This window comes from Arthrobacter sp. E70 (genome assembly GCF_058266945.1).
The window spans coordinates 23,312-43,296 of sequence record NZ_JBYQFR010000010.1 but is presented as its reverse complement, the minus strand read 5'-3'; the positions used below and the strand labels follow the sequence as shown (position 1 = coordinate 43,296).

General features: G+C 68.2%; 19 protein-coding genes. 6 read left to right on the top strand and 13 right to left on the bottom strand.

All coding sequences use genetic code 11. The features are described from left to right. Positions 1-69 precede the first annotated feature (69 nt). Positions 70-1,506, top strand: coding sequence for a TrkH family potassium uptake protein (locus AC3IMC_RS13895; RefSeq protein ID WP_490919123.1), 1,437 nt, complete (start codon positions 70-72; stop codon positions 1,504-1,506). Between the two features lie 40 nt (positions 1,507-1,546). Then, positions 1,547-2,185, top strand: a complete 639-nt coding sequence (locus tag AC3IMC_RS13890; RefSeq protein WP_171059109.1) for a potassium channel family protein — start codon at positions 1,547-1,549, stop codon at positions 2,183-2,185. Between the two features lie 9 nt (positions 2,186-2,194). On the opposite strand, the gene proC is transcribed toward AC3IMC_RS13890, so the two are convergent. From proC to AC3IMC_RS13865, 5 genes are all read right to left on the bottom strand, one after another. Further along, on the bottom strand, positions 2,195-3,028 hold the full coding sequence (proC, locus tag AC3IMC_RS13885; protein ID WP_490919122.1) for a pyrroline-5-carboxylate reductase: 834 nt from the start codon (positions 3,026-3,028) through the stop codon (positions 2,195-2,197). A 230-nt stretch (positions 3,029-3,258) separates the two neighbouring features. Next, positions 3,259-4,248 (bottom strand): Ppx/GppA phosphatase family protein, encoded by a 990-nt coding sequence (locus AC3IMC_RS13880; protein ID WP_490919121.1) that lies wholly within the window; start codon positions 4,246-4,248, stop codon positions 3,259-3,261. A 7-nt stretch (positions 4,249-4,255) separates the two neighbouring features. Continuing rightward, positions 4,256-4,675 (bottom strand): SseB family protein, encoded by a 420-nt coding sequence (locus AC3IMC_RS13875; protein WP_490919120.1) that lies wholly within the window; start codon positions 4,673-4,675, stop codon positions 4,256-4,258. 52 nt (positions 4,676-4,727) lie between these two features. Continuing rightward, positions 4,728-7,454 (bottom strand): type I DNA topoisomerase, encoded by a 2,727-nt coding sequence (topA, locus tag AC3IMC_RS13870; protein ID WP_490919119.1) that lies wholly within the window; start codon positions 7,452-7,454, stop codon positions 4,728-4,730. 124 nt (positions 7,455-7,578) lie between these two features. Beyond that, complete coding sequence (locus AC3IMC_RS13865) at positions 7,579-9,240, bottom strand: DUF7059 domain-containing protein (RefSeq protein WP_490919118.1); 1,662 nt, start codon at positions 9,238-9,240, stop codon at positions 7,579-7,581. A gap of 44 nt (positions 9,241-9,284) precedes the next feature. On the opposite strand from AC3IMC_RS13865, the gene AC3IMC_RS13860 reads away from it, so the two are divergent. Both AC3IMC_RS13860 and AC3IMC_RS13855 read left to right on the top strand, forming a co-directional pair. Next, entirely contained in the window at positions 9,285-9,773 is a 489-nt protein-coding gene (locus tag AC3IMC_RS13860) for a DUF6023 family protein (protein ID WP_490919117.1), read from the top strand. A gap of 50 nt (positions 9,774-9,823) precedes the next feature. Continuing rightward, positions 9,824-10,399 carry a DUF6023 family protein gene (locus AC3IMC_RS13855; RefSeq protein ID WP_490919116.1) on the top strand — a complete coding sequence of 192 codons (576 nt, stop codon included), beginning with the start codon at positions 9,824-9,826 and terminating at the stop codon, positions 10,397-10,399. Between the two features lie 12 nt (positions 10,400-10,411). On the opposite strand, the gene trhO is transcribed toward AC3IMC_RS13855, so the two are convergent. Beyond that, positions 10,412-11,308 (bottom strand): oxygen-dependent tRNA uridine(34) hydroxylase TrhO, encoded by an 897-nt coding sequence (gene trhO / locus AC3IMC_RS13850; RefSeq protein ID WP_490919115.1) that lies wholly within the window; start codon positions 11,306-11,308, stop codon positions 10,412-10,414. 150 nt (positions 11,309-11,458) lie between these two features. Between trhO and AC3IMC_RS13845 the strand changes: the two genes are divergently transcribed. Then, positions 11,459-12,151 carry a GNAT family N-acetyltransferase gene (locus AC3IMC_RS13845; RefSeq protein ID WP_490919114.1) on the top strand — a complete coding sequence of 231 codons (693 nt, stop codon included), beginning with the start codon at positions 11,459-11,461 and terminating at the stop codon, positions 12,149-12,151. 71 nt (positions 12,152-12,222) lie between these two features. After that, complete coding sequence (locus AC3IMC_RS13840; protein WP_490919113.1) at positions 12,223-14,598, top strand: DEAD/DEAH box helicase; 2,376 nt, start codon at positions 12,223-12,225, stop codon at positions 14,596-14,598. Positions 14,599-14,629: 31 nt separating this feature from the next. Here AC3IMC_RS13840 and AC3IMC_RS13835 read toward each other — a convergent pair whose 3' ends face one another. From AC3IMC_RS13835 to ssd, 7 genes are all read right to left on the bottom strand, one after another. Next, positions 14,630-15,058: an Rv3654c family TadE-like protein gene (locus AC3IMC_RS13835; RefSeq protein ID WP_490919112.1), complete on the bottom strand. Its 429-nt coding sequence runs from the start codon at positions 15,056-15,058 to the stop codon at positions 14,630-14,632. Next, positions 15,055-15,414, bottom strand: a complete 360-nt coding sequence (locus AC3IMC_RS13830; protein ID WP_490919111.1) for a TadE family type IV pilus minor pilin — start codon at positions 15,412-15,414, stop codon at positions 15,055-15,057. Before AC3IMC_RS13830 ends, AC3IMC_RS13835 begins: the two co-directional genes overlap by 4 nt. Positions 15,415-15,548: 134 nt before the next feature. Next, positions 15,549-15,944, bottom strand: coding sequence for a DUF4244 domain-containing protein (locus tag AC3IMC_RS13825; RefSeq protein WP_490919110.1), 396 nt, complete (start codon positions 15,942-15,944; stop codon positions 15,549-15,551). A gap of 169 nt (positions 15,945-16,113) precedes the next feature. After that, complete coding sequence (locus tag AC3IMC_RS13820) at positions 16,114-16,722, bottom strand: type II secretion system F family protein (RefSeq protein ID WP_490919109.1); 609 nt, start codon at positions 16,720-16,722, stop codon at positions 16,114-16,116. Beyond that, entirely contained in the window at positions 16,719-17,540 is an 822-nt protein-coding gene (locus AC3IMC_RS13815; protein ID WP_490919108.1) for a type II secretion system F family protein, read from the bottom strand. The genes AC3IMC_RS13820 and AC3IMC_RS13815 overlap by 4 nt, the downstream gene beginning before the upstream one ends. Further along, positions 17,537-18,829, bottom strand: coding sequence for a TadA family conjugal transfer-associated ATPase (locus AC3IMC_RS13810; RefSeq protein ID WP_490919107.1), 1,293 nt, complete (start codon positions 18,827-18,829; stop codon positions 17,537-17,539). The genes AC3IMC_RS13815 and AC3IMC_RS13810 overlap by 4 nt, the downstream gene beginning before the upstream one ends. After that, positions 18,826-19,860: a septum site-determining protein Ssd gene (ssd, locus tag AC3IMC_RS13805; RefSeq protein ID WP_490919239.1), complete on the bottom strand. Its 1,035-nt coding sequence runs from the start codon at positions 19,858-19,860 to the stop codon at positions 18,826-18,828. Before ssd ends, AC3IMC_RS13810 begins: the two co-directional genes overlap by 4 nt. Between the last annotated feature and the right edge of the window lie 125 nt (positions 19,861-19,985).

The following is a 19,985-nucleotide window of genomic DNA, read 5'->3' as shown; positions in this document are numbered from 1 at the left end:
CCCGGCCATTACGCCGGCATTAGTGGTTTACTACTGGGGGAAGAAGTTTCGACCGAGGAAAAGCCACACATGACGCAGAGCCAGTCGAGGCCCCGTACCCCGGCCAGCTGGCACCCCCCGGGGCAGGAGCGGGAGGGCGGCCTCTGGATCTTCACTCGGTTGCGCGACTTCATCGACGACATCGCCAACGCAACCCCTGCCAGGCTTGCCCTGACGGCCTTCGCCGCCGTGTGCGTGGTGTTCACGTTCCTGCTGTCCCTGCCGGTGTCCTCGGCCAACGGAACGGCCACCCCCATCCACCAGGCCTTGTTCACCGCCGTCTCGGCCGTCTGTGTCACCGGGCTTACGGTGGTCTCGACGGCGGTCCACTGGTCCTTCTTCGGCCAGCTGGTGATCCTCATAGGCATCTTCATCGGCGGCCTCGGCACGCTCACCCTCGCCTCGCTGCTTGCGCTGATGGTGAGCAAGCGGCTCGGCGTGCGGGGCAAGATCATTGCAGCGGAATCCATGAACACGGCCGGCCGCCTCGGCGAGGTGGGTACGCTGCTGCGGATCGTCATCACCACGTCGGTGGTCATCGAAGGCATCCTGGCGCTGGTGCTGGTACCGCGGTTCCTCACCCTGGGCGAGCCGTTCTGGCAGTCCGTGTGGCACGGCATCTTCTACGCCATCTCTTCGTTCAACAACGCCGGCTTCACCCCGCATTCGGACGGCATCGTCCCCTACGAGACGGACCTGTGGATCCTTCTCCCCTTGATGGTGGGCGTGTTCATGGGCAGCCTCGGGTTCCCGGTGGTGATGGTGCTGCAGCAGAACGGCCTGAACTGGAAGAAATGGAACCTGCACACCAAGCTCACCATCCAGGTGTCCCTCATCCTCCTGGTGTCCGGGGCAATCCTGTGGGCGGTGATGGAATGGGACAACACCCGGACCATCGGCTCGATGAACTTCGGCGACAAGGTCACGCACGCGTTTTTCGCCTCCGTCATGATGCGCTCGGGCGGCTTCAACCTGGTGGACCAGAACCAGATGGAGTCCACCACGATGCTGCTGACCGACGCCCTGATGTTTGCCGGCGGCGGGTCCGCCTCGACGGCGGGCGGCATCAAGGTGACCACCATCGCCGTCATGTTCCTGGCCATCATTGCCGAGGCCCGCGGCGATGCCGACGTCAAGGTCTATGGCAGGACCATCCCGCAGGGCAGCATGCGGGTGGCCATTTCCGTGATCGTCGCCGGAGCCACCCTGGTCTCGGTGTGCGCGTTCCTGCTGCTGCACATCAGCGGCGAGTCCCTGGACCGGGTGCTCTTCGAAACCATTTCCGCTTTTGCCACGGTGGGCCTCAGCACCAACCTCAGCGCGGAAATAGCGCCTGAGGGGGTCTACGTGCTCACGGCCTTGATGTTCGCGGGCCGCGTCGGTACGGTAACCCTCGCCGCAGCCCTCGCCCTGCGCCAGCGCAGCCAGTTGTACCACTACCCCGAAGAAAGGCCGATCATTGGCTAGTTCCACCGACGCCCCCCGGCGCCCCGCCCACAACGCCCCGGTGCTGGTGATCGGCCTGGGCCGCTTTGGGTCATCCACCGCCGAACAACTGGTCAAGCAGGGCCGGGAAGTGCTCGCCATCGAGCGCGACCGGAGCCTGGTCCAGAAGTGGGCGCCCCTCCTCACCCACGTCGTGGAGGCTGACGCCACCAACATCGACGCACTGCGCCAGCTGGGGGCACAGGAGTTCAGCTCCGCCGTCGTGGGTGTGGGCACCTCCATCGAGTCCTCGGTGCTGATCACCGTCAACCTGGTGGACCTGGGCATCGAACACCTCTGGGTCAAGGCCATCACCCCGTCCCACGGCAAGATCCTCACGCGCATCGGCGCCAACCACGTCATCTACCCGGAGGCCGACGCCGGCGTCCGCGCCGCACACCTGGTGTCCGGGCGCATGCTCGACTTCATCGAGTTCGACGACGACTTCGCCATCGTGAAGATGTACCCGCCCCGCGAAACGGTGGGGTTCACGCTGGACGAGTCCAAGGTCCGGTCCAAGTACGGTGTGACGATCGTGGGCGTGAAGTCCCCGGGTGAGGACTTCACCTACGCCCGGCCGGAAACCAAGGTGTCCTCGCGGGACATGCTGATCGTCTCCGGCCACGTGGACCTGCTGGAGCGGTTCGCCGCCCGGCCCTAGCGGGCCCAGTCAGCCCAGCTGCCTGGTGATCTCCGCAGCACGGTCGGCCGCGGCGCGGGCGCCGGCAGCGATGATTGCGGGGATGCCCTGCTCATCGAACGTGGCAATGGCCCGTTCGGTGGTGCCGTTGGGGCTGGTGACGGCCTTGCGCAGCGCGGAGGGATCCGCACCCGGCTCGGCGAGCATGAGGCCTGCGCCGGCCACGGTTTCGCGGGCCAGCAGCAGGGACAGTTCGCGGTCCAGCCCCAGTTCCTCCCCCGCGGCGGCCATCGCCTCGGCGAGGTAGAACGCGTAGGCGGGGCCCGACCCGCTGATGGCGGACAGGGCATCCACTTGTTCCTCCGGAACCTCTACGACGGTTCCGGCGCCCTGCAGGATCTCCTTGACCTTCCGGAGCTGGTCCGCGGTGCAGTGCGTCCCCGGGGACACGGACACCACGCCGCGGCCCAGCCGGGCGGGGGTGTTGGGCATGGTGCGGATGACGGGCTGACCGGCGGGCAGTGCGGCTTCGAGCTGGGCGATGGACACGGCCGCAGCCACGCTGACCACCACAGTTCCGCGTGCGAGTGCGGGGCTGATTTCGCGCGCCAGGTCGGCAATGCCGACGGGCTTGACGCCAAGAATGACGACGGCGGCCCCCTTGGTGGCCTGCCTGTTGTTGTCCGGCTCTTCCTCGCCGGCTATCGCGGTGATGCCGTGGTAGCGTTCGGCCAGTTCGGCGGCCCTCTCAGCCCGGCGGACAGTGGCCACGACGTCACCGGGGTCGGTACCCGCCTCCAGCAGGCCGCCAAGAATGGCTTCGTTCATGGATCCACAGCCAAGGAATGCGATTCGGTTGCTCATTCCTCCATCATTGCAGTTCGCCACCATTCACAGGCAACTCCCATGTTCACTGCAGGAAGCGCACAAGTTGGCCTCCTACTGTAGTTATTACCTCATTGAGGGTGCGAGTGATGCGGCAGGCATGGGGATGCCTGCCAGGGCACCGGTGGTACGGCAACAGGTTTTCCCCCATTTTCCTGTTGCCGGCCCCGGTGCTTCCGCGTTTAACGGTCGGAACGAACGCAGCCGGCCTAGACGGCGGCTTCCACTGTCTTGGCTGCTGCCACGTGCGGCGCCGGTTCGAGCGGGCCGGCAAACACCAGCTGGTCCAGGCGGCGCAGAATCAAGCCTTCACGCAGAGCCCACGGGCAGATACGCAGCTTCTTGAACTTGAACATTTCCAGCGCAGCCTCGGCCACCAAGGCGCCGGCGAGCAGCTGGTGGGCCCGTGCTTCCGAGACGCCAGGAAGGTGCAGGCGGTCCTCCGAGCTCATGGCGGAGATCCGCTGGGTCCAGATGCCCAGGTCCGAAGCGTGCAGTTCACGTTTCACGTAGGGACCTTCGGCGCTGGGCGCGGCACCTGCGATCCTGGCCAGGGAACGGAACGTCTTGGACGTCCCCGCCACGACGTTGGCGCGGCCCAGGCCGTCGAATTCCCGGACCGCGGGTTTGAGCGTGGCCCGGATGTAGCGCCGGAGTTCCTTGACGCTCTTGGCCGACGGCGGATCCTCCGCCAGCCAGTCGCGGGTGAGGCGGCTGGCGCCCAGCGGCACCGAGGTGGCCACTTCGGGAAGCTCGTCCTGGCCGAAAGCCATTTCGAAGGAACCGCCGCCGATGTCCAGGTTGAGGATGGGACCGGCACCCCAGCCGTGCCAGCGCCGGACCGCGAAGAAGGTCATGGACGCCTCTTCGCTGCCGGTCAGTTCCTGGAGGGTCACGGTGGTTTCGTGCTTGACGCGGGCGAGGACGGCCGGTCCGTTGGTGGCCTCGCGGATGGCCGAGGTACAGAAAGCCAGCAGGTCCTCTGCCTTGTGCCGGGCGGCAAACTCCCAGGCTTCCAGGACGAACTCGGTCAGTTCATGCTGGCCCTGGTCACTGATGCTGCCGTCGGGTTCGAGGTATTGCACCAGGGACAGGGGCCGCTTATGTGACGCGAACGGAACCGGCTGGGCACCGGGGTGCGCGTCCACCAGGAGCAGATGGACAGTGTTGGACCCGATATCGAGGACGCCTAGCCGCATGGACCCATTATTCCTCGTCGGCGCGCTTGAAGTCGCGCCTGATGTTGGCCACGCCCTCCGGATTGATTTCGAAACCGTACGCGGCTCCGGGATTGATCACCAGGCCCAGTTCGTCGCCGATGTTGGCGATGATGGCCGCGCCTTGGGTACCGAGCACGTTCGGGGCAGCCTCCAGGTACGGCTGGTCCACCCGGCTGGGGTGTGAGAAGACCGCCAGGACGGGGTCGCCATCGGCGTTGGCCAGAACCAGGGGTTCCACCTGCGAGTCCTCGGTTTCCACCGTGTCCGGGCTGATGATGTAGACCTCGCTGTTCAGGAAGGACAGGATGACGTCCACGGGGTTCGCGTCTGGCTGCCCGCCGGTGGCGAGCTTCTCCTCAAGGTCGTTGAGCGGATTGGTGTCGTCGATTCCCGGCTGTTCAGTCATTCCCCTAGCCGATCACGATACGGTGGCCGGCGCAAACGCGCCGGCCACCGTATTACTTCTTGGCCGTTGCCTTCTTCTTGGCCGGCGCCTTGCGGGCGGCCGTGCGCTTGACCGGGCCCTTGGCGCGCTTCTCGGCCAGCAGTTCCACGGCCTGTTCGCGCGTCAGTTCCTCCAGGGAGGTGGCGCGGGGAACGGTGATGTTGGTGATGCCGTCCGTGATGTAGGGCCCGAACCGGCCCTCCTTCACCACGATGTTCTTTTCGGACACCGGGTCCGGGCCGAACTCCGCCAGCGGCGGCACTGCGGCGCGGGCACCGCGCTGCTTGGGCTGGGAGTAGATCTCCAGGGCCTGGTCCAGGGTGATGGTAAAGATTTCCTCTTCAGACCCGATGGACCGGGAGTCCGTCCCCTTCTTCAGGTACGGGCCGAACCTGCCGTTCTGCACCGTGATGAGGTTGCCTTCGGCGTCCTCCCCCAGGGCGCGCGGGAGGCTCATCAGCTGCAGCGCCTCGTCCAGGGTGACCGATTCGACAGTCATGGACTTGAAGAGCGACCCGGTGCGCGGCTTGGCCTTGACCGGCTTCTTCGGGGGCTTGGGCTTGCCGTTCTTGTAGTACTCCACCGGCTGTGCGGCGATCTGTTCCTCGGTCATCTCAGGGATGACCTCGGTGACGTAGGCGCCGTAGCGGCCGTTCTTTGCCACCACCGTGTGCCCGGTGTGCGGGTCGGTGCCGAGGACGCGTTCCTCCGGGGCCGCCGTCTCCATCAGCTCGATGGCCTTGGCCGCGGTCAGTTCGTCCGGTGCCAGGTCCTCGGGCACATTGGCGCGCGCCGACTCGACGATCTCGCCCGTCTTCGGGTCCACCACGGCGGCGGAGCTCTCCAGGTACGGGCCGAACTTGCCCACCCGCAGGGTGATCTCGTCGGTGATCGGGATGGAGTTGATTTCCCGGGCGTCGATCTCGCCCAGGTTGTTCACGATGCTCAACAGGCCGGGATCGGAATCCTCGCCGAAGTAGAAGTGCCGCAGCCAGGAGGCGCCGGCTTCCTGGCCGTTGGCGATCTTGTCCAGGTCGCCTTCCATGTCGGCGGTGAACTCGTAATCGACGTAGTCGCTGAAGTGCTGCTCCAGCAGCCGGATCACCGAGAAGGCAATCCAGCTGGGCACCAGCGCCGAGCCCTGTTTCCGCACATAGCCGCGGTCCTGGATGGTGGAAATAGTGGAGGCATACGTAGACGGGCGGCCGATGCCGCGTTTCTCCAGCTCCGCGGTCAGGGACGCTTCCGTGTACCGCGGCGGCGGTGAGGTCTCGTGGCCCACTGCCACGATGTCTGCAGCGGTCAGGGAGTCACCCTTGGCCACGTTCGGCAGCCGGCGGGCTTCGTCCGAATCGTCGTCGCCGCGGGTCTCATCCTTGCCTTCCTCATAGGCGGCGAGGAAGCCGGGGAACGTGATCACGGTGCCGGAGGCGGAGAACTCGGCGTCCCGGCCGTCGCTGGCCACGGCACCCAGGCGGATGGTCGCCGTCGAGCCCTTGGCATCGCCCATCTGGGAGGCGACAGTGCGCTTCCAGATGAGTTCGTAGAGCCTGAACTCGTCGCCGGAGAGCTGGGAGGCCACCTGCGCGGGAGTGCGGAAGGAGTCACCGGCGGGCCGGATGGCCTCGTGCGCTTCCTGGGCGTTGGCGGCCTTGTTCGAGTACACGCGGGGGGACTGCGGCACGTACTCCGGGCCGTACAGTTCTGAGGCCTGCCGGCGGGCGGCCGTGATGGCTTCGTCGCTCAGCGCCGAGGAGTCGGTACGCATATACGTGATGTAGCCGTTTTCATACAGGCGCTGGGCGATCTGCATGGTGCTCTTGGACGAGAAACGCAGTTTCCGGCCGGCCTCCTGCTGCAGCGTGGAGGTGGTGAACGGGGCAGCCGGCCGGCGGGTGTAAGGCTTGGTGTCAACGGCACGGACGCGGAACGCGGCGTCCTGCAGTCCCGCGGCCAGGGACGTGGCCAGCTCCTCATTAAGGTGGGCGACGTTCTTGGAGATGAGTTCGCCGTCGTCATTGAAGTCACGGCCGCTGGCTACCTTGGCGCCGTCCACGGCGGCGAGCTTCGCCTTGAAGGAGCCCGAGTCCGCGCCGAACTGGCCGGTGAGGTCCCAGTAGGAGGCGGCCTTGAAGGCCATCCGTTCGCGTTCGCGGTCCACCACCATGCGGGTGACCACGGACTGCACGCGGCCGGCGGACAGCCCGCGCGCCACCTTGCGCCACAGCACCGGGGAAATCTCGTAGCCGTAGAGGCGGTCCAGGATACGGCGGGTTTCCTGGGCGTCCACCAGGTCCTGGTCCACGTCGCGCAGGTTGCCCATGGCGCGCTGGATGGCTTCCTTGGTGATTTCACCGAACGTCATCCGGTAGACGGGGACCTTGGGCTTGAGCACTTCCAGCAGGTGCCACGCGATGGCTTCGCCCTCGCGGTCCCCATCGGTTGCGAGGTAGAGTTCGTCGGCGTCCTTGAGCGCGGCCTTGAGCTCGGTCACCTTTTTCTTCTTGTCCGGGGAGACAACGTAGTAGGGCTTGAAGTCGTGCTCGATATCGACGGCGAACTTGCCGACCGAGGTCTTCTTCAGCTCGGCGGGGAGCTCGGACGGCTGCGGCAGGTCGCGGATGTGACCGATGGAGGCCTCTACGATGAAGCCCTCGCCCAGGTACTTGGCGATGGTCTTGCTCTTGGCTGGAGACTCCACAATCACGAGTTTCTTGCCGGTTTTGGCCTTGCTTGGCACGGTGCTCCTACAGAAAAAGATTGCTCGGGCAGATGCGCCCATGTTCGCCTAGTTCACCATATTTTGCAGAATTCTGCGCATCCATGTGGAAAAGAGGGGGGTTGCCGGGGAGGCTTCCCCGGCCTCATTCCCCGGCCGGAACCAGGAAGCCGTCGCGCACCAGATTGGCCACGTCGGTGAGGAGGGCACGCCGGAAGGAACCGTCATCGAACCCGTCGCCGCCGCCCGCCGCACCGCCCAGCAACGCCTCAAGCGCACCGGCAATCTGCCCGGCGGTCAGGTCGCCGTCGCACGCGGACACGAAGCCGGCAAGTTCGGTGCTCAGCAGGTTGGTGCGGCGCAGCCCTGCGCCCTGCCGGAGCAGGATCACCCCCGGGTGCTCGGCGCCCGGCCGCTGGTGGCGTTCCTCGGTGACATCGTCCGCCACCAGCAGGTGCGCGTCCTCAAGGCTGTGCCCTGCCAGCCAGTCATGGCGTTCGACGGCGGCGCCCAGGTGGGGGCCGATGGGTTGCTCAATGGGGTACGTGATTTCCTCGAACCGGCTGAGCGCGGCCTGCGCCGAGGCATGCGCGCCGGCCCCGGGACGGCGCAACCACACCATGCCGAAGCCGATCCCTTCCACGTTCCGCGACTCGAAGTCGGCGAGGTAGGCGGCGTAGGCATCCCGGTAATGTTTCCGGTCCCGGGACTCGGAGGCGTCCTGCAGCCATGTTTCGGCGTATTGTTCAGGGCTGACCTGCTCGCGCTGGATGAACCAGGCGTCCACGCCGGGCCGCACCCATGACCTCGGCCGCTCCTGCCATGCAGCCCCGGCGGGAACCTCCCAGTTGCCGAGCATCTGGGCCGTGCCGCCCGGTGCCAGGACGCCCGGCAGGTCGGCAACCAGGGCGGAGACAATCCCGTCGCCCGGCAGGCCGCCGTCGCGGTAGGTGAACTGGTCCGCGGTGTCCTCGCCGGCGGTGCGCGGGGTGATGACGAACGGCGGGTTGGACACCACCAGCCCGAATTCCTCCCCGGCTACGGGCTCGAGCAGCGAGCCCAGGCGCAGGCTCACCCGCTCGCCGAGCCGCTCCGGGTCCACGGACAGGGCGTCGGCATTGAGCAGGATGTTGAAGCGGGCGTAGGCGAGGGCGCGTTCGGAGATGTCGGTGGCGGTCACATGCTCGCAGTGGTGCAGCAGGTGGAAGGCCTGGATGCCGCAGCCGGTCCCCAGGTCCAGCGCGCGCTCCGTATGGCGGCGGATGGTGGTCTGCACCAGCGTGGTGGACGCCTGCCCGATGCCCAGGACGTGGTCGTGCCGCAGCACGCCCGCCTGCTGGTGGGCGGCGAGGTCGCTGGCAACCCACAGTTCTGCGCCGCCGCTGCCGTCCTCGTTGGCATCCCAGCCGTAGGGCCGCAGGTCCGCCCGGGCCGTCAGCAGGGACGTGCCGGGCACGGGCTGCACCAGCCCCAGCGCCAGGAGACCGTCCGCGCGGAGCCCCGGCAGGGCGTCGTCGAGCCTGTCCCGTTCCTGGGGTTCGGCGAGGAGCCAAAGCCGGACGACGGCGGCGAGCGGCGCTGCGCCGTTGTCCGCCCGGACTGCCTTTTCCGCAGCGAGCATCGCGGGGATGACCTGGTCCCGGTTCAGTGCCGCGGAGGCAGTTGGGCCCAGGAGCCGGGCGACGCCGTCGAGCGTGTAGTCCAGCTGGCGCAGGTCCGCGGCGAGCGCGGCGAGCAGTTCGGGTGAATCGCTGCGGGGGGCGTCGGGGGTGTTGCCGGCGGTGAACTCGTACGGGGATCTAGGCACCGCTCAAGTTTAGTCCGGCCGCCGCGCGGGGGTACGGTGGTGCCATGCCTTCCCGCCTCTCCCTCCTTCCGCGTGCCCGCCGGGCCCCCGGAACCGTCCGGCGTCCGACGCTGCCCGCAGCCGTGTCCGCAGCCGTACTGGCACTCTCCGCCGTCTTCGGGCTGGCCGGGTGCTCGTCCACGTCTTCGGTGGAGAACGCGGATGTTCCGAAGTGGCGGGCCACCGCGCTGCCGGAGGCGCCGGGCGTTGTGCTCCAGGACTCGGGAAAGATCCTCAACCGGAACCGCACCGTGCAGCAGGCGGCCACCGTTCCTGCGGGCAGGTATACGCTCACCCTCGTGTGCGACGGCAGCGGCAAGGCGTTCTTTGACGTGACGCTGGACGGCAAGGCGGTGGCGGAAGCCGGGGCAGCCTGCAACGGCAGCAAGGAGACCACCAGGATCACCGTGCCCGCGGCCGGACGGGTGGAAATCAGCGGCGCCAGCGTGGACGCACCGCTGGTATACGCCTACCAGCTGGCACCAGCGCAATAACTGCCCCGCGGGCTCTGGCCCCCCGCCAGCCAGGGGCCTAAAGTCGGACTATGCCCAGTGTGCGGAGATTCTCCGCGCCCCGTCCTGACAGGACGCCGGGGGCGCCCCCGGCAGTGAAGCCGGCGCCCGCCGTCGCGCTTGGGCTTGTGCTGGCGTGCGTGCTGGGGGCAGGAGCACTGACCGGCTGTGAATACACGTACGACGACGGACGGGCCGGCAGCGTGCAGGGCACCGGCGACGCAGTCCCCGCGGCGCCCTTCACCCGGGACCCGCTGCAGCAGGATCCGGTCAGCGAAGCCGGGCTGGGTGAGTGGGTGTCCCGGACATTCCCGGACGTCCCCCAAGAGGTGGTGTATGCCGAAGCCGGGCTGCTGGCCTCCGGCGAAGTCCGGACCCTGTCCTCCGCGGTCCTGCACACTGGAACCTACATGCTGGCTCTCGCGTGCCGCAGCCAGCGGCGGGTCACCTTCACCGTCCGCACCGAGACCCTCACTTTGGTGGACCTCGGGCTCCGCTGTGGCGTTAACCGTGAGAACGTCATCTACCTGTCCACGGACAGCGCACTGACCGTGAGGCTGGAGGCCCACAGCGCGGCCAATTTCGCTTTGCGCCTGCGCCGGCTCTAAGTGCTGTACTGGTCAGGCAGCCGCGCAGCCCTCGGGACAGCGGAGCGTCCCGGGGCTGGACGCGCACCCGGCGCAGTACAGCGTCAGGGTGCGGCAGCTGGGGTTGGAGCAGTTCTCGAACTTGCTGGTGGGCGCTGAGCAGCGGGCGCACTGCCCGATGGTCTTGGCCTGGTCGCTGAACTCCAGGTGCATGCGCTTGTCGAAGACGTAGAGGGAGCCCTCCCAGAGCCCCTGGTCCTTGAAGGCCTCGCCGTAGCGGACGATGCCGCCGTCCAGCTGGTAGACCTCTTTGAAGCCGCGGTTCACCATCAGGCTGGACAGGACCTCGCATCGGATGCCGCCCGTGCAATAGGTGACCACCGGCTTGTCCTTGAGGTCGTCGTACTTGCCGGACTCGAGCTCCTTGATGAAGTCATGGGTAGTGGCCACGTCAGGGACCACGGCGTCCTTGAAGCGGCCGATCTGCGCTTCGAAGGCGTTCCGGCCGTCGAAGAAGACGACGTCCCCGCCCTCCTGCTTCTTGGCCTCCACGAGCTCATGAAGTTCCTCCGGCTTGAGGTGCTTCCCGCCGCCAACCACGCCGTTCCCGTCCACCTTGAGCTCTCCAGGAGCGCCGAAGGAGACGATCTCATCCCGCACCTTGACGCTGAGCCGGGGGAAGTCCTCCGCGCCGCCGTCGGACCATTTGACGTCGATGCCGCGGAAGCCGGGGTATTCGCGCGTGGTTTTGACGTACTGCTTAACGGCGCCGATTTCCCCGCCGACCGTGGCGTTGATGCCGTCCTTGGAAAGGAGGATACGGCCCGTCAGTCCCAGTTTCTCGCAGAGGGCACGCTGCCAGAGCCGCACCGCGTCAGGATCTGCGATGGGGGTAAAGCCGTAAAAGAGGACAATTCGGTTCAAAGCCACGTATTTAAGGGTACCGGCTGGTACACGGTGGCTGGCGGGCGGGATCCCAGATCATGCCCGCAGGGCCACCCACACCCGGTGCGTATCACGATTGCATAAGCTCTTTCCTGCCCCCTGTTGCTGGCGATCGCGCTGGCATAGTCTCATGCCATGAGCCCGGAAACCATCGTTGAAGACATCACTGGCCTGCTTGAAGTCTGGGTTGCCGGCTGGGCGGGCTGCCGAGGCTATCGGACCTCCACCGAGGGCCGCTTCCCCACTGCGTTCCGGGCGGACACGAGTGGTGAATGGGAAGTTTTCGCGTCCGAACCCACGGATGCCGAGTTCGCATTCCTGGCTGCCAGGACGGCCCAGTCACCCGCGCGGGTGCTGACGGTCCTGACCAACAACCCCGCCCGGTACACGTCGCTGGCGGCCCAGCACGGGCTCAACGTGACCTCCGATTCGCAGACGATGATGATCGTCGACATGGAGACCCAGGACGCCGAGGATCCGTGGCTTTCCGACGACGAATTCCGCCTGCACACCTTCGAGGAGGACGGCGTTCACTATGCCGAGGTCCGCTCCGGGGACACCGTCGCGGCCAGCGGACGGGTGTTCGTTGTTGGCGACACCGCGGTATTCGACAAGATCATCACGCAGCCGGCCTTCCAGCGCAGGGGCCTGGGCAGTTTCATCATGCGGGCGCTGGCCGCCCAGGCCTTCGGGCACGACGTGCAGACCGGGCTGCTGTTGGCGTCCGCCGACGGCCAGAAGCTGTACTCGCACCTGGGCTGGAGCGCCATCGCCCGGGTCCTGATGCTCTCGGCATCGCATGAGGGAGAGGACCTCTCGCTCAGCTGAGTTCCGCCGGCGGGCTGTTTTCCGCAGCGAACCGTGCCTGCGCGGCCGTTGCCGGATGAAACAATGGTGGGGTGAATCCCCATGACTCCCTGCTCCCCCTGCTGGGCCGTGGCCCGGACCCGGAACAGCTGCGTCATGTCCGGACCATACCTGCCCGGGCCGCCATCCACGAACCCTGGCCGAAGTGGGTGCACCCGGACCTGGTCATGGCCTACAGCTCGCTCGGCATCCGCGAGCCGTTCAGGCACCAGGTGGAAGCTGCCGATATCGCCCACTCCGGGGAGCACGTGGTGATCGCCACGGGTACCGCTTCCGGGAAGTCACTGGCCTACCAATTGCCCGCGCTGGACGCCATCCACCGCTCGGAGCTGCGGGTCCTTGCAGATCCGGGAAAGATCCACGGCGATGGCGCGGTGACGCTCTACCTCTCCCCCACCAAGGCGCTGGCCGCCGACCAGCTGAATGCCATCCGCGCCCTGAAGCTGCCCACGGTCCGGGCGGAAACGTATGACGGCGACACGGATCCCGCCTCTCGCCGGTGGATCCGGGACCACGCCAACTTCATCCTGGCCAACCCCGATATGCTGCATTTTGGCATCCTCCCCAACCACGCCTGGTGGGCCGGGTTCTTCCGCCGGCTGCGCTACATCATCGTGGACGAGGCCCACAGCTACCGTGGCGTGTTCGGGTCGCACGTTGCCAACCTTCTGCGGCGGCTGCGCCGCATCTGTGCCTACTACGGCGCGGGAACCTCATTTCCCGAACCGGTGTTCATCGCTGCGTCGGCAACAGCTTCAGAGCCTGACGCCTCGTTCTCCCGCCTCATCGGCGCCCCGGTGAAGGCCGTGTCCGGCGACTGCTCACCGCACGGAGCCACCACCGTGGCTTTCTGGGAACCGGCGCTGACTGACATCAAGGGCGAAAACGGCGCCAGGGAACGGCGGACGGCGGTAGCGGAAACCTCGGACCTGCTGGCCAACCTGGTATCCGCCCAGGTCCGCACCATCGCCTTCATTAAGTCCCGGCGCGGCGCCGAAACCATCTCCTCCATCACCAAGCGGCTGCTCGACGAGGTGGATCCCAGCCTGCCACAGCGGGTGGCAGCCTACCGCTCCGGGTACCTGCCGGAGGAACGGCGTGAGGTTGAGAAGTCCCTGCGTTCGGGCAAGCTGCTGGGGGTCTCCAGCACCTCGGCCCTGGAACTGGGAATCGACATCTCCGGCCTCGACGCAGTCCTGGTGGCCGGGTGGCCGGGAACCCGCGCATCCCTGTTCCAGCAGATCGGCAGGGCAGGGCGCGCCGGGCAGGACGCGATCGCTGCATTCGTGGCCAGCGACGACCCGCTGGACACGTTCCTCGTAAACCATCCCGAGGCCATCTTCGATGTGTCGGTCGAGGCGACAGTCTTCGACCCCTCCAATCCCTATGTGCTGGGCCCCCACCTGTGCGCGGCGGCGGCCGAGCTGCCGCTGGGTCCGGCTGAGCTCGACCTCTTCGGCAGCACCGCGGAAATGCTCCTGGACCGGCTGGTGGCGCAGGGCTATCTCCGGAGGCGGCCCGCGGGCTGGTTCTGGACGCATTCCCAAAGTGCCGCGGGCATGGTCAGCCTGCGGGGTGACGGCGGGGGCCCGGTGAGCATCGTCGATGCCGAGACGGGGTCCCTCCTGGGCACGATGGACTCGCCGCAGACCCACTACCAGGCCCACACCGGGGCCGTCTACGTCCACCAGGGCGACACCTACGTGGTGGAGGACCTGAACGAAGACGATCACTGCGTCATGGTGCGCCGCGCGAATCCCGACTACTACACCACCGCACGGGACGTGACCCAGATCGAAGTGCTGGATACGCAGCGGAGCATGCAGTGGGGGGACGTGACAGTCCACTTCGGTGACGTGAAGGTGACCACCCAGGTTGTCTCCTTCCAGCGCAAGGCCCTCATTTCCAACGAGGTGCTCGGCGAGGAACCGCTGGAGCTGGGAGCACGTGACCTGTTCACCAAAGCCGTATGGTTCGTCGTCGACAACAGGACGCTGACGGCGGCGGGACTCATCGAAGCCCAGTTCCCGGGCGCACTGCATGCGGCCGAACATGCCTCGATCGGGCTCCTGCCGCTGGTGGCTTCCAGTGACCGGTGGGACATCGGCGGAGTGTCCACGGCACTGCACGCCGACACCGGAGTGCCCACCATCTTCGTGTATGACGGGCACCCGGGCGGCGCGGGCTTCGCCGAGCGGGGCTTCGATAAGGCCAAGGTCTGGCTGACGGCCACCCGGGATGCGATCAAGGCCTGCGAGTGTGATTCCGGATGCCCGTCCTGCGTCCAGTCCCCCAAGTGCGGCAACAAGAACAACCCGTTGGACAAGGCCGCGGCGGTGACCTTACTGGACGTCCTGCTCAGGGACGCCGCCGAAGCTCCCCCCGTGCCGGTGGAAGCCAACCAGTAAATGGATCTCCTTCCGCCCAGGGCCAAGTCGCCTAGGGCGGCGGCCCGGCGCGCGCCCGCCCGGTTGCCGGCCCCAGCACTGACCTTTCGTCCAGCTCTGTGCGGACTTCAAGGGTCTGGCCGGAACCCTCGACGCAACTGAGCAAGGCCGCCGCGTGCCGGCCTGCCACCTCCGCGGCGATGGTGCATGGCTCCCCTGGGGTGATGCCCCGCAGCGCATCCGCTCCCGCCAGCGCCGCGAGGTCTGCTGCCGCAGCGGCACGGCTTGCCAGCACGGCCGACTGTGCCAGCAGCAGCACGACGGCCATGGCCGCCATGACCACGAGTGCAAGCCCCGCGGCCAGGATGGTCCCGGAGCCCCGCTCCCGTGCATTCCACGGGTGTTGCGGTTTCCCGGTCCCACCGCTGTCCCCGCCGTCCTGCGTCTCCCGGGGCGCCGGGTTCCGCCGGGCCCCCGTCAAGAACTGCCTCCGGCCGCTGACCCGCCGGCACTCCTGCTGTCTGCCGTCTCGCTGCCTGGCGTCTCGCTGCGTGCCGATGCCCGGGCTGTGAGGGTCCACGGGATGGCGGAGCCGAGTGGACCGGGAACCCGGTCCGAGACAGTGATACTCAGCCACTCGCCGTCGGCAGCCACGGAAGTGGAGGCAGATCCGCCGGCAAGGGTCCTGACCGTTCCTTCCACGGCTGCCGGACTGTCACCCCGGGCCAAAGCCCTTGCCCCGGCACGGGCTCCCTCTTCGATCCGCAGTTGCGTCATGCCTGCGGCCGCAGCCGCGAGCAGCATGGCCAGCAGGGCCACGACCGCCGGCAGGGCCACGGCAAACTCCGCCGTTACCGTCCCGCGGCAGTCCGGCCCACCGGCCGTTCGCCCGCCTGCACCTGCGGCACCCGCGTTCAGGGCGCAGCCGGCCGGGCGGGAACCTGGCCACCGCAGCCCTGCCGGCACGCGGATCACGGCAACGCCAGGGCGGTACGGATCAGGGTCAGCAGGAATCCGCGCACCTCGTCACTGCGGAGGATGAACACGAGCAGTCCGGCGAAGCCCACGGCAGCCAGAGTGGCGATGGCGTACTCGGCGGTGGCCATTCCGGCTTCCGACCCCCGCAGCCTGATGCCTTGCCGTGTCCGCCGCCGACGGTAGCCGGGATACAGCTCAACGACGTTATCCTGCACCGGCCCAGGCTGGTGCCCCACACCGCCATCGTGCAGACTGCCTCCCGTTCCCGGGGTGCCCTGCGGGGAAGCCGCGAGGGCCCCGCTGCCATCCGTGGAGGCAGTCCCGTCCATGAGGCCAGTTCCGTTGCTGCAGCCAGTGCCGTGGGTGAAGTTGGGGTGGTGGATGGACATCTGGGTTCCTTTCATGATGGACCGGCGGATTACCGGCAGTCCTGACTCTTCCCGGAGCAGCCGGAGCGGGTAAGGGACGAGGCTGGCTAAGTGGATAAGCGGGGCTCTTGCACTGCTGTGGAGGAAGGGTGCATCCAAGAGCCAGGACGCGCGGGGGCAGGTTCCGCTGCTAGGAACCGGCCGGAACCAGGGCCAGCAGTACCGGGACGACTCCCAGGCAGATGAAGGCTGGCAAGGAACACAGGCCCAGCGGAACCACCAGCTTTACGCCCAGCGAAGCGGCACGCTTCTCGGCTGCGCGGAACCTTTCCCGCCGAAGCCTCGCGGCCTGGGCGTACAGGATCGCCGACGAAGGAGCGCCCGTCAGCGCCGCAAAGCCCAGGGCGTCGCGCAGCTCCAGGACTTCGGGGAGGCGGACCGCAGAGCTGCGCCACGCCGTCTCCCAGTCAGCACCAATGGCCAGCGCAGAAACCACCGGCCGCAGCGCGTCGCTGTAACGGGGTGAGGCTGAACCGGCCACCAACGCCAGGGAACGGCCGATTCCAGCACCGGCGTCCAGCGTCGCCGCCACGAGTTCGAGCATCATCGCGGTGTCGGTCAAACCTCCAGCGGCCTGGCCCGCTGTGGATCCCGCCGATTCCAGCTCCGGCAGACGCTGCCGGCACGCCCGCAGGAGCCGTCTCCTCGGCCCGCCCTGCCCCGGGCAGGCGAGCCACACACCGGCCGCGAGCAACAGGAACAGTACCGGTACCGGTACCGGAGCCCATGCTCCGGTCATGGTGTCCCGGCCCCAGCCGCCATGGAGACGAGGCGGGCGGACCACACCCTTCCGGCGACAGTCAGGACACCCCCGCCAGCGAGTGCGGCCAGCCCCAAGGGCGTGCCAAGCAGTGTTGCCAGCGGGTCCACTCCCAGTGCCGCCCCCAGTCCCAGTCCCATCAGCGGAAGCCAAGTCAGGAGCCGGACCGTTGCCTTGGGGCCGGCCAAGGTCGTCTGCCGGGCAGCGTCGGCGTCCTCCTCTGCCTCGAGCTGGGCCGCGAACCTGGTCAGCACGTCGGCGAGCGGACATCCGCTGGCTTCCGCAATATCGCAGCATGCTGCCAGGTCGGACCAGGTCTTTGCCTCCCTGGCTCTTTCCCTGCCCGGGAATGCCGCGGGCAGGGAACGCCGGATCGCGTCCGAAACCGGTGCTCCCGTCGCTGCGGCAGCACGCGCTGACGCCAGGACGGCTACGGATCCGTCCGACAGAACGGCCGTCGCCGGACGACCAGCGGGACGCAGCTGCACCTCCTGCCCGGCCTCGCCGTACAAAATCCACAGTTCCTCCCAGAGCCGCCCGGGTGTCCGGCCGCCCCTGAGCAGCGCAGCCAGCTGCTGCACCAACAGGATCAGCCCCGGCCCGCCGTGCGCCTTCCCTGTTCCACCGGCCACCTTGGCCCTGCGGATGGGCCAGCACCGGGCAAAACCAGGATCTGCCCGCGCTGGAGCGCCACGCGCCTTACCGGCTGCAGCACGGAGCCTGGCAGCCGCACCCACCGGCGGCTTAAGCAGCACCACCACCGCCGCGCACAGAAGCACGGCCACGATAACCATCACGGGTCCTCCCCCGGCGCTATGTCCAGCCGGGCCGCCAATGCAGGCCACGCCGGGCCGGGCGAGCCTCCGTCAACGAGTGCCGGCACGACGGCAAGGCCGTCCGGACCATCACTGAAGACCCCCACGCACAGCACTTCCCGGCCCCGGGGCGTCCTGCCGACATGGACCACGACATCGAGGGCGCTCGCAGCCTGGAGCCGCACCGCATCAGGGCCCATCCCGGCGAGCGCGCCAAGGGCCGTCAGCCGGGCCGGGACCGCTGCTGCGGTGTTGGCGTGGATGGTGCCCCCTCCGCCGCTGTGCCCGGTGTTCATGGCGGTCAGAAGCTCCCGCACCTCGGCACCCCGGCACTCGCCCACCACCAGCCTGTCCGGCCGCATCCGCAACGCCTGCCGGACCAGTTCCCCCAAGTCCACGGCGCCGCCCCCTTCGAGGTTCCCGTGGCGCGACTCAAGGGCCACGACGTGCGGGTGCACGGGGTTCAGCTCAGACGCGTCCTCGATCAGGACCAGGCGTTCCTCCGCCGGACACAGGCCGAGCAGGGTGGACAGCAGGGTGGTCTTCCCCGAGCCCGTGGCGCCGCTGACCAGGAAGCTCAGTCTTCGCTCCACCACCCTCTCAAGCACAGTCTGCACCAGCGGACCGAACATTCCCCCGGAGCGCATTTCGGCCATGGTGAAGACCCGCTCACGGCGGATGCGGACGCTCAGCAGCGTTCCTGACGTGGAAACCGGCGGCAACACGGCGTGGACACGGTAGCCGCCGGCCAGCCTGACATCGACACAGGGTGAGCCGTCGTCCAGTCGGCGGCCACCGGCAGCCACCAACCTGCAGGCCAGTGCCCGCAACGGGCCTTCACCCTCGAACATGACGGGGGCAGGCTCGATGCCGCGACCCCGGTCCACCCACACCGAGTCGGGAGCGTTGACGAAGATGTCGGTGACGGCGGGATCCCGGGCGAGCTCCTGCAGCGGTCCCAGCCCGTTCAACTCGGCACTGATCCGCTCCACAGCGGCGAGGGAACCGGCAGTCCCCAATAATTTCCCCGTAGCTTGGACCGCGGCGGCAACGCGGGACGGTGTCACGGCACCCGCGTCAGCCATCATGGACTCGCGGACGGATTCCAGGAGTCCATCGTCGACCGCCGTACGGTCACCGGCCGCCTCCCGCCGCCGTGCCTGCCGGCCTGCCTGGTTCACAGGGTTCGCTTGGCTCGTTTGGTATGCCTCGAGCAGCCGGGCACTGCGCCGGGCACCCATCTCTCCTCCTGCGGGACGGGGCCGGCTCATGCCAGTTCCCCTGCCGGCAGGTCATCCCCCAGCCAGTCGAGTACCGATGCCGCGAAGTGCCGGACGTTCCGCCGCTTCCCAAGGTCCAGGAGTCGGCCCGCTTCCACGGCCCCAGGAACGGCCCGCAGTTCAGGCACCCGCCCCTGGACCGGCAGCCCGATGGCATCCGCGATCAGGAAACTGTCCAGTGCGGTCCCGGGACGCCCGCGGACCAGGAGGGCGGCCTCCACGGGCGGAAGCTCCTGCAATACGCGCACGGCAGCCACCGCTGCCTTCAGCTGAGCGGGAACCACCATCATGATGCGGTCACAGTCCCACGCAACCGTCCGGAGCGGTTCGGCGCCCCGGCCCACGTCCACCACCACCAGCTCATAACCACGGCGGGCAGCATCGAGCACGCCCGCCGTGGTGGCAGCGGCGACGGGGAGAGGTTGTTCCCGGGCTGCCGGCCAGGACAGGAATGCGAAGCCACCCGCCACCGGCAGGGAGTCCGCCAGCTGCAGGGGGTCAATGCTGCCCCTGGCCCCTGCGAGGTCCGGCCAGCGCAGCCCGGGGTTCTCCTCGGCCGCGAGCGCCAGCTCCAGCCCGCCTCCCCAGGGGTCACCGTCGACCAGGAGGACCCGGATGCCCAACCCGGCAGCCGCCTGGGCTATCCAGATGGCGGCCGTGGTGGCGCCTGCCCCACCGCAGCCGCCGGTAACACCAAGCACCACGCCGCCGGGGCCCGGGGACCGGGACCTGCTGAGGTGGTCAGCCAGCCATGCGGCGGCGTCCGGCAGCACGGCAACCCGTTCGGCCCCGAGGGCGGCCGCGAGGTGCCAGAGGCTGTCACCTTCGCCGTCGAGTCCCACCAGGACGGCGGGCCTGCGGCGCCTTGGCGGCAGTTCCCGCACATCGCTGCCTACAAGGACTGCAGACACCGCGTCCCAGTGCCGCCCACCCTCGACCGTGTCGGCTGCCACGCGCAGGTGTCCGCCGGCAGCGGCCACGATCCGCTCCACTTCGCTACGGAGAACGGCGGACGACGTTATCAGCAGCACTTCGCTGCCGTCCGGGAGCCAGGCGGACCCGTCCCCCGCCGCCTGGTCCGCCCAGCCGCCACCGACGGGAGGCGGTTCCGCTCCGCTGGACAGCACGCCGGTGTCAGCGTGGGGCG

Excerpts from the sequence above, each read along its gene's own strand:
- proC (WP_490919122.1), bottom strand. The coding sequence starts at position 3,028 with ATGAGCAACCGAATCGCATTCCTTGGCTGTGGATCCATGAACGAAGCC.
- AC3IMC_RS13855 (WP_490919116.1), top strand. The coding sequence starts at position 9,824 with ATGCCCAGTGTGCGGAGATTCTCCGCGCCCCGTCCTGACAGGACGCCG.
- AC3IMC_RS13825 (WP_490919110.1), bottom strand. The coding sequence starts at position 15,944 with ATGTCCATCCACCACCCCAACTTCACCCACGGCACTGGCTGCAGCAAC.
- AC3IMC_RS13895 (WP_490919123.1), top strand. The coding sequence starts at position 70 with ATGACGCAGAGCCAGTCGAGGCCCCGTACCCCGGCCAGCTGGCACCCC.
- AC3IMC_RS13880 (WP_490919121.1), bottom strand. The coding sequence starts at position 4,248 with ATGCGGCTAGGCGTCCTCGATATCGGGTCCAACACTGTCCATCTGCTC.
- AC3IMC_RS13810 (WP_490919107.1), bottom strand. The coding sequence starts at position 18,829 with ATGAGCCGGCCCCGTCCCGCAGGAGGAGAGATGGGTGCCCGGCGCAGT.
- AC3IMC_RS13875 (WP_490919120.1), bottom strand. The coding sequence starts at position 4,675 with ATGACTGAACAGCCGGGAATCGACGACACCAATCCGCTCAACGACCTT.
- AC3IMC_RS13820 (WP_490919109.1), bottom strand. The coding sequence starts at position 16,722 with ATGACCGGAGCATGGGCTCCGGTACCGGTACCGGTACTGTTCCTGTTG.
- AC3IMC_RS13845 (WP_490919114.1), top strand. The coding sequence starts at position 11,459 with ATGAGCCCGGAAACCATCGTTGAAGACATCACTGGCCTGCTTGAAGTC.
- AC3IMC_RS13860 (WP_490919117.1), top strand. The coding sequence starts at position 9,285 with ATGCCTTCCCGCCTCTCCCTCCTTCCGCGTGCCCGCCGGGCCCCCGGA.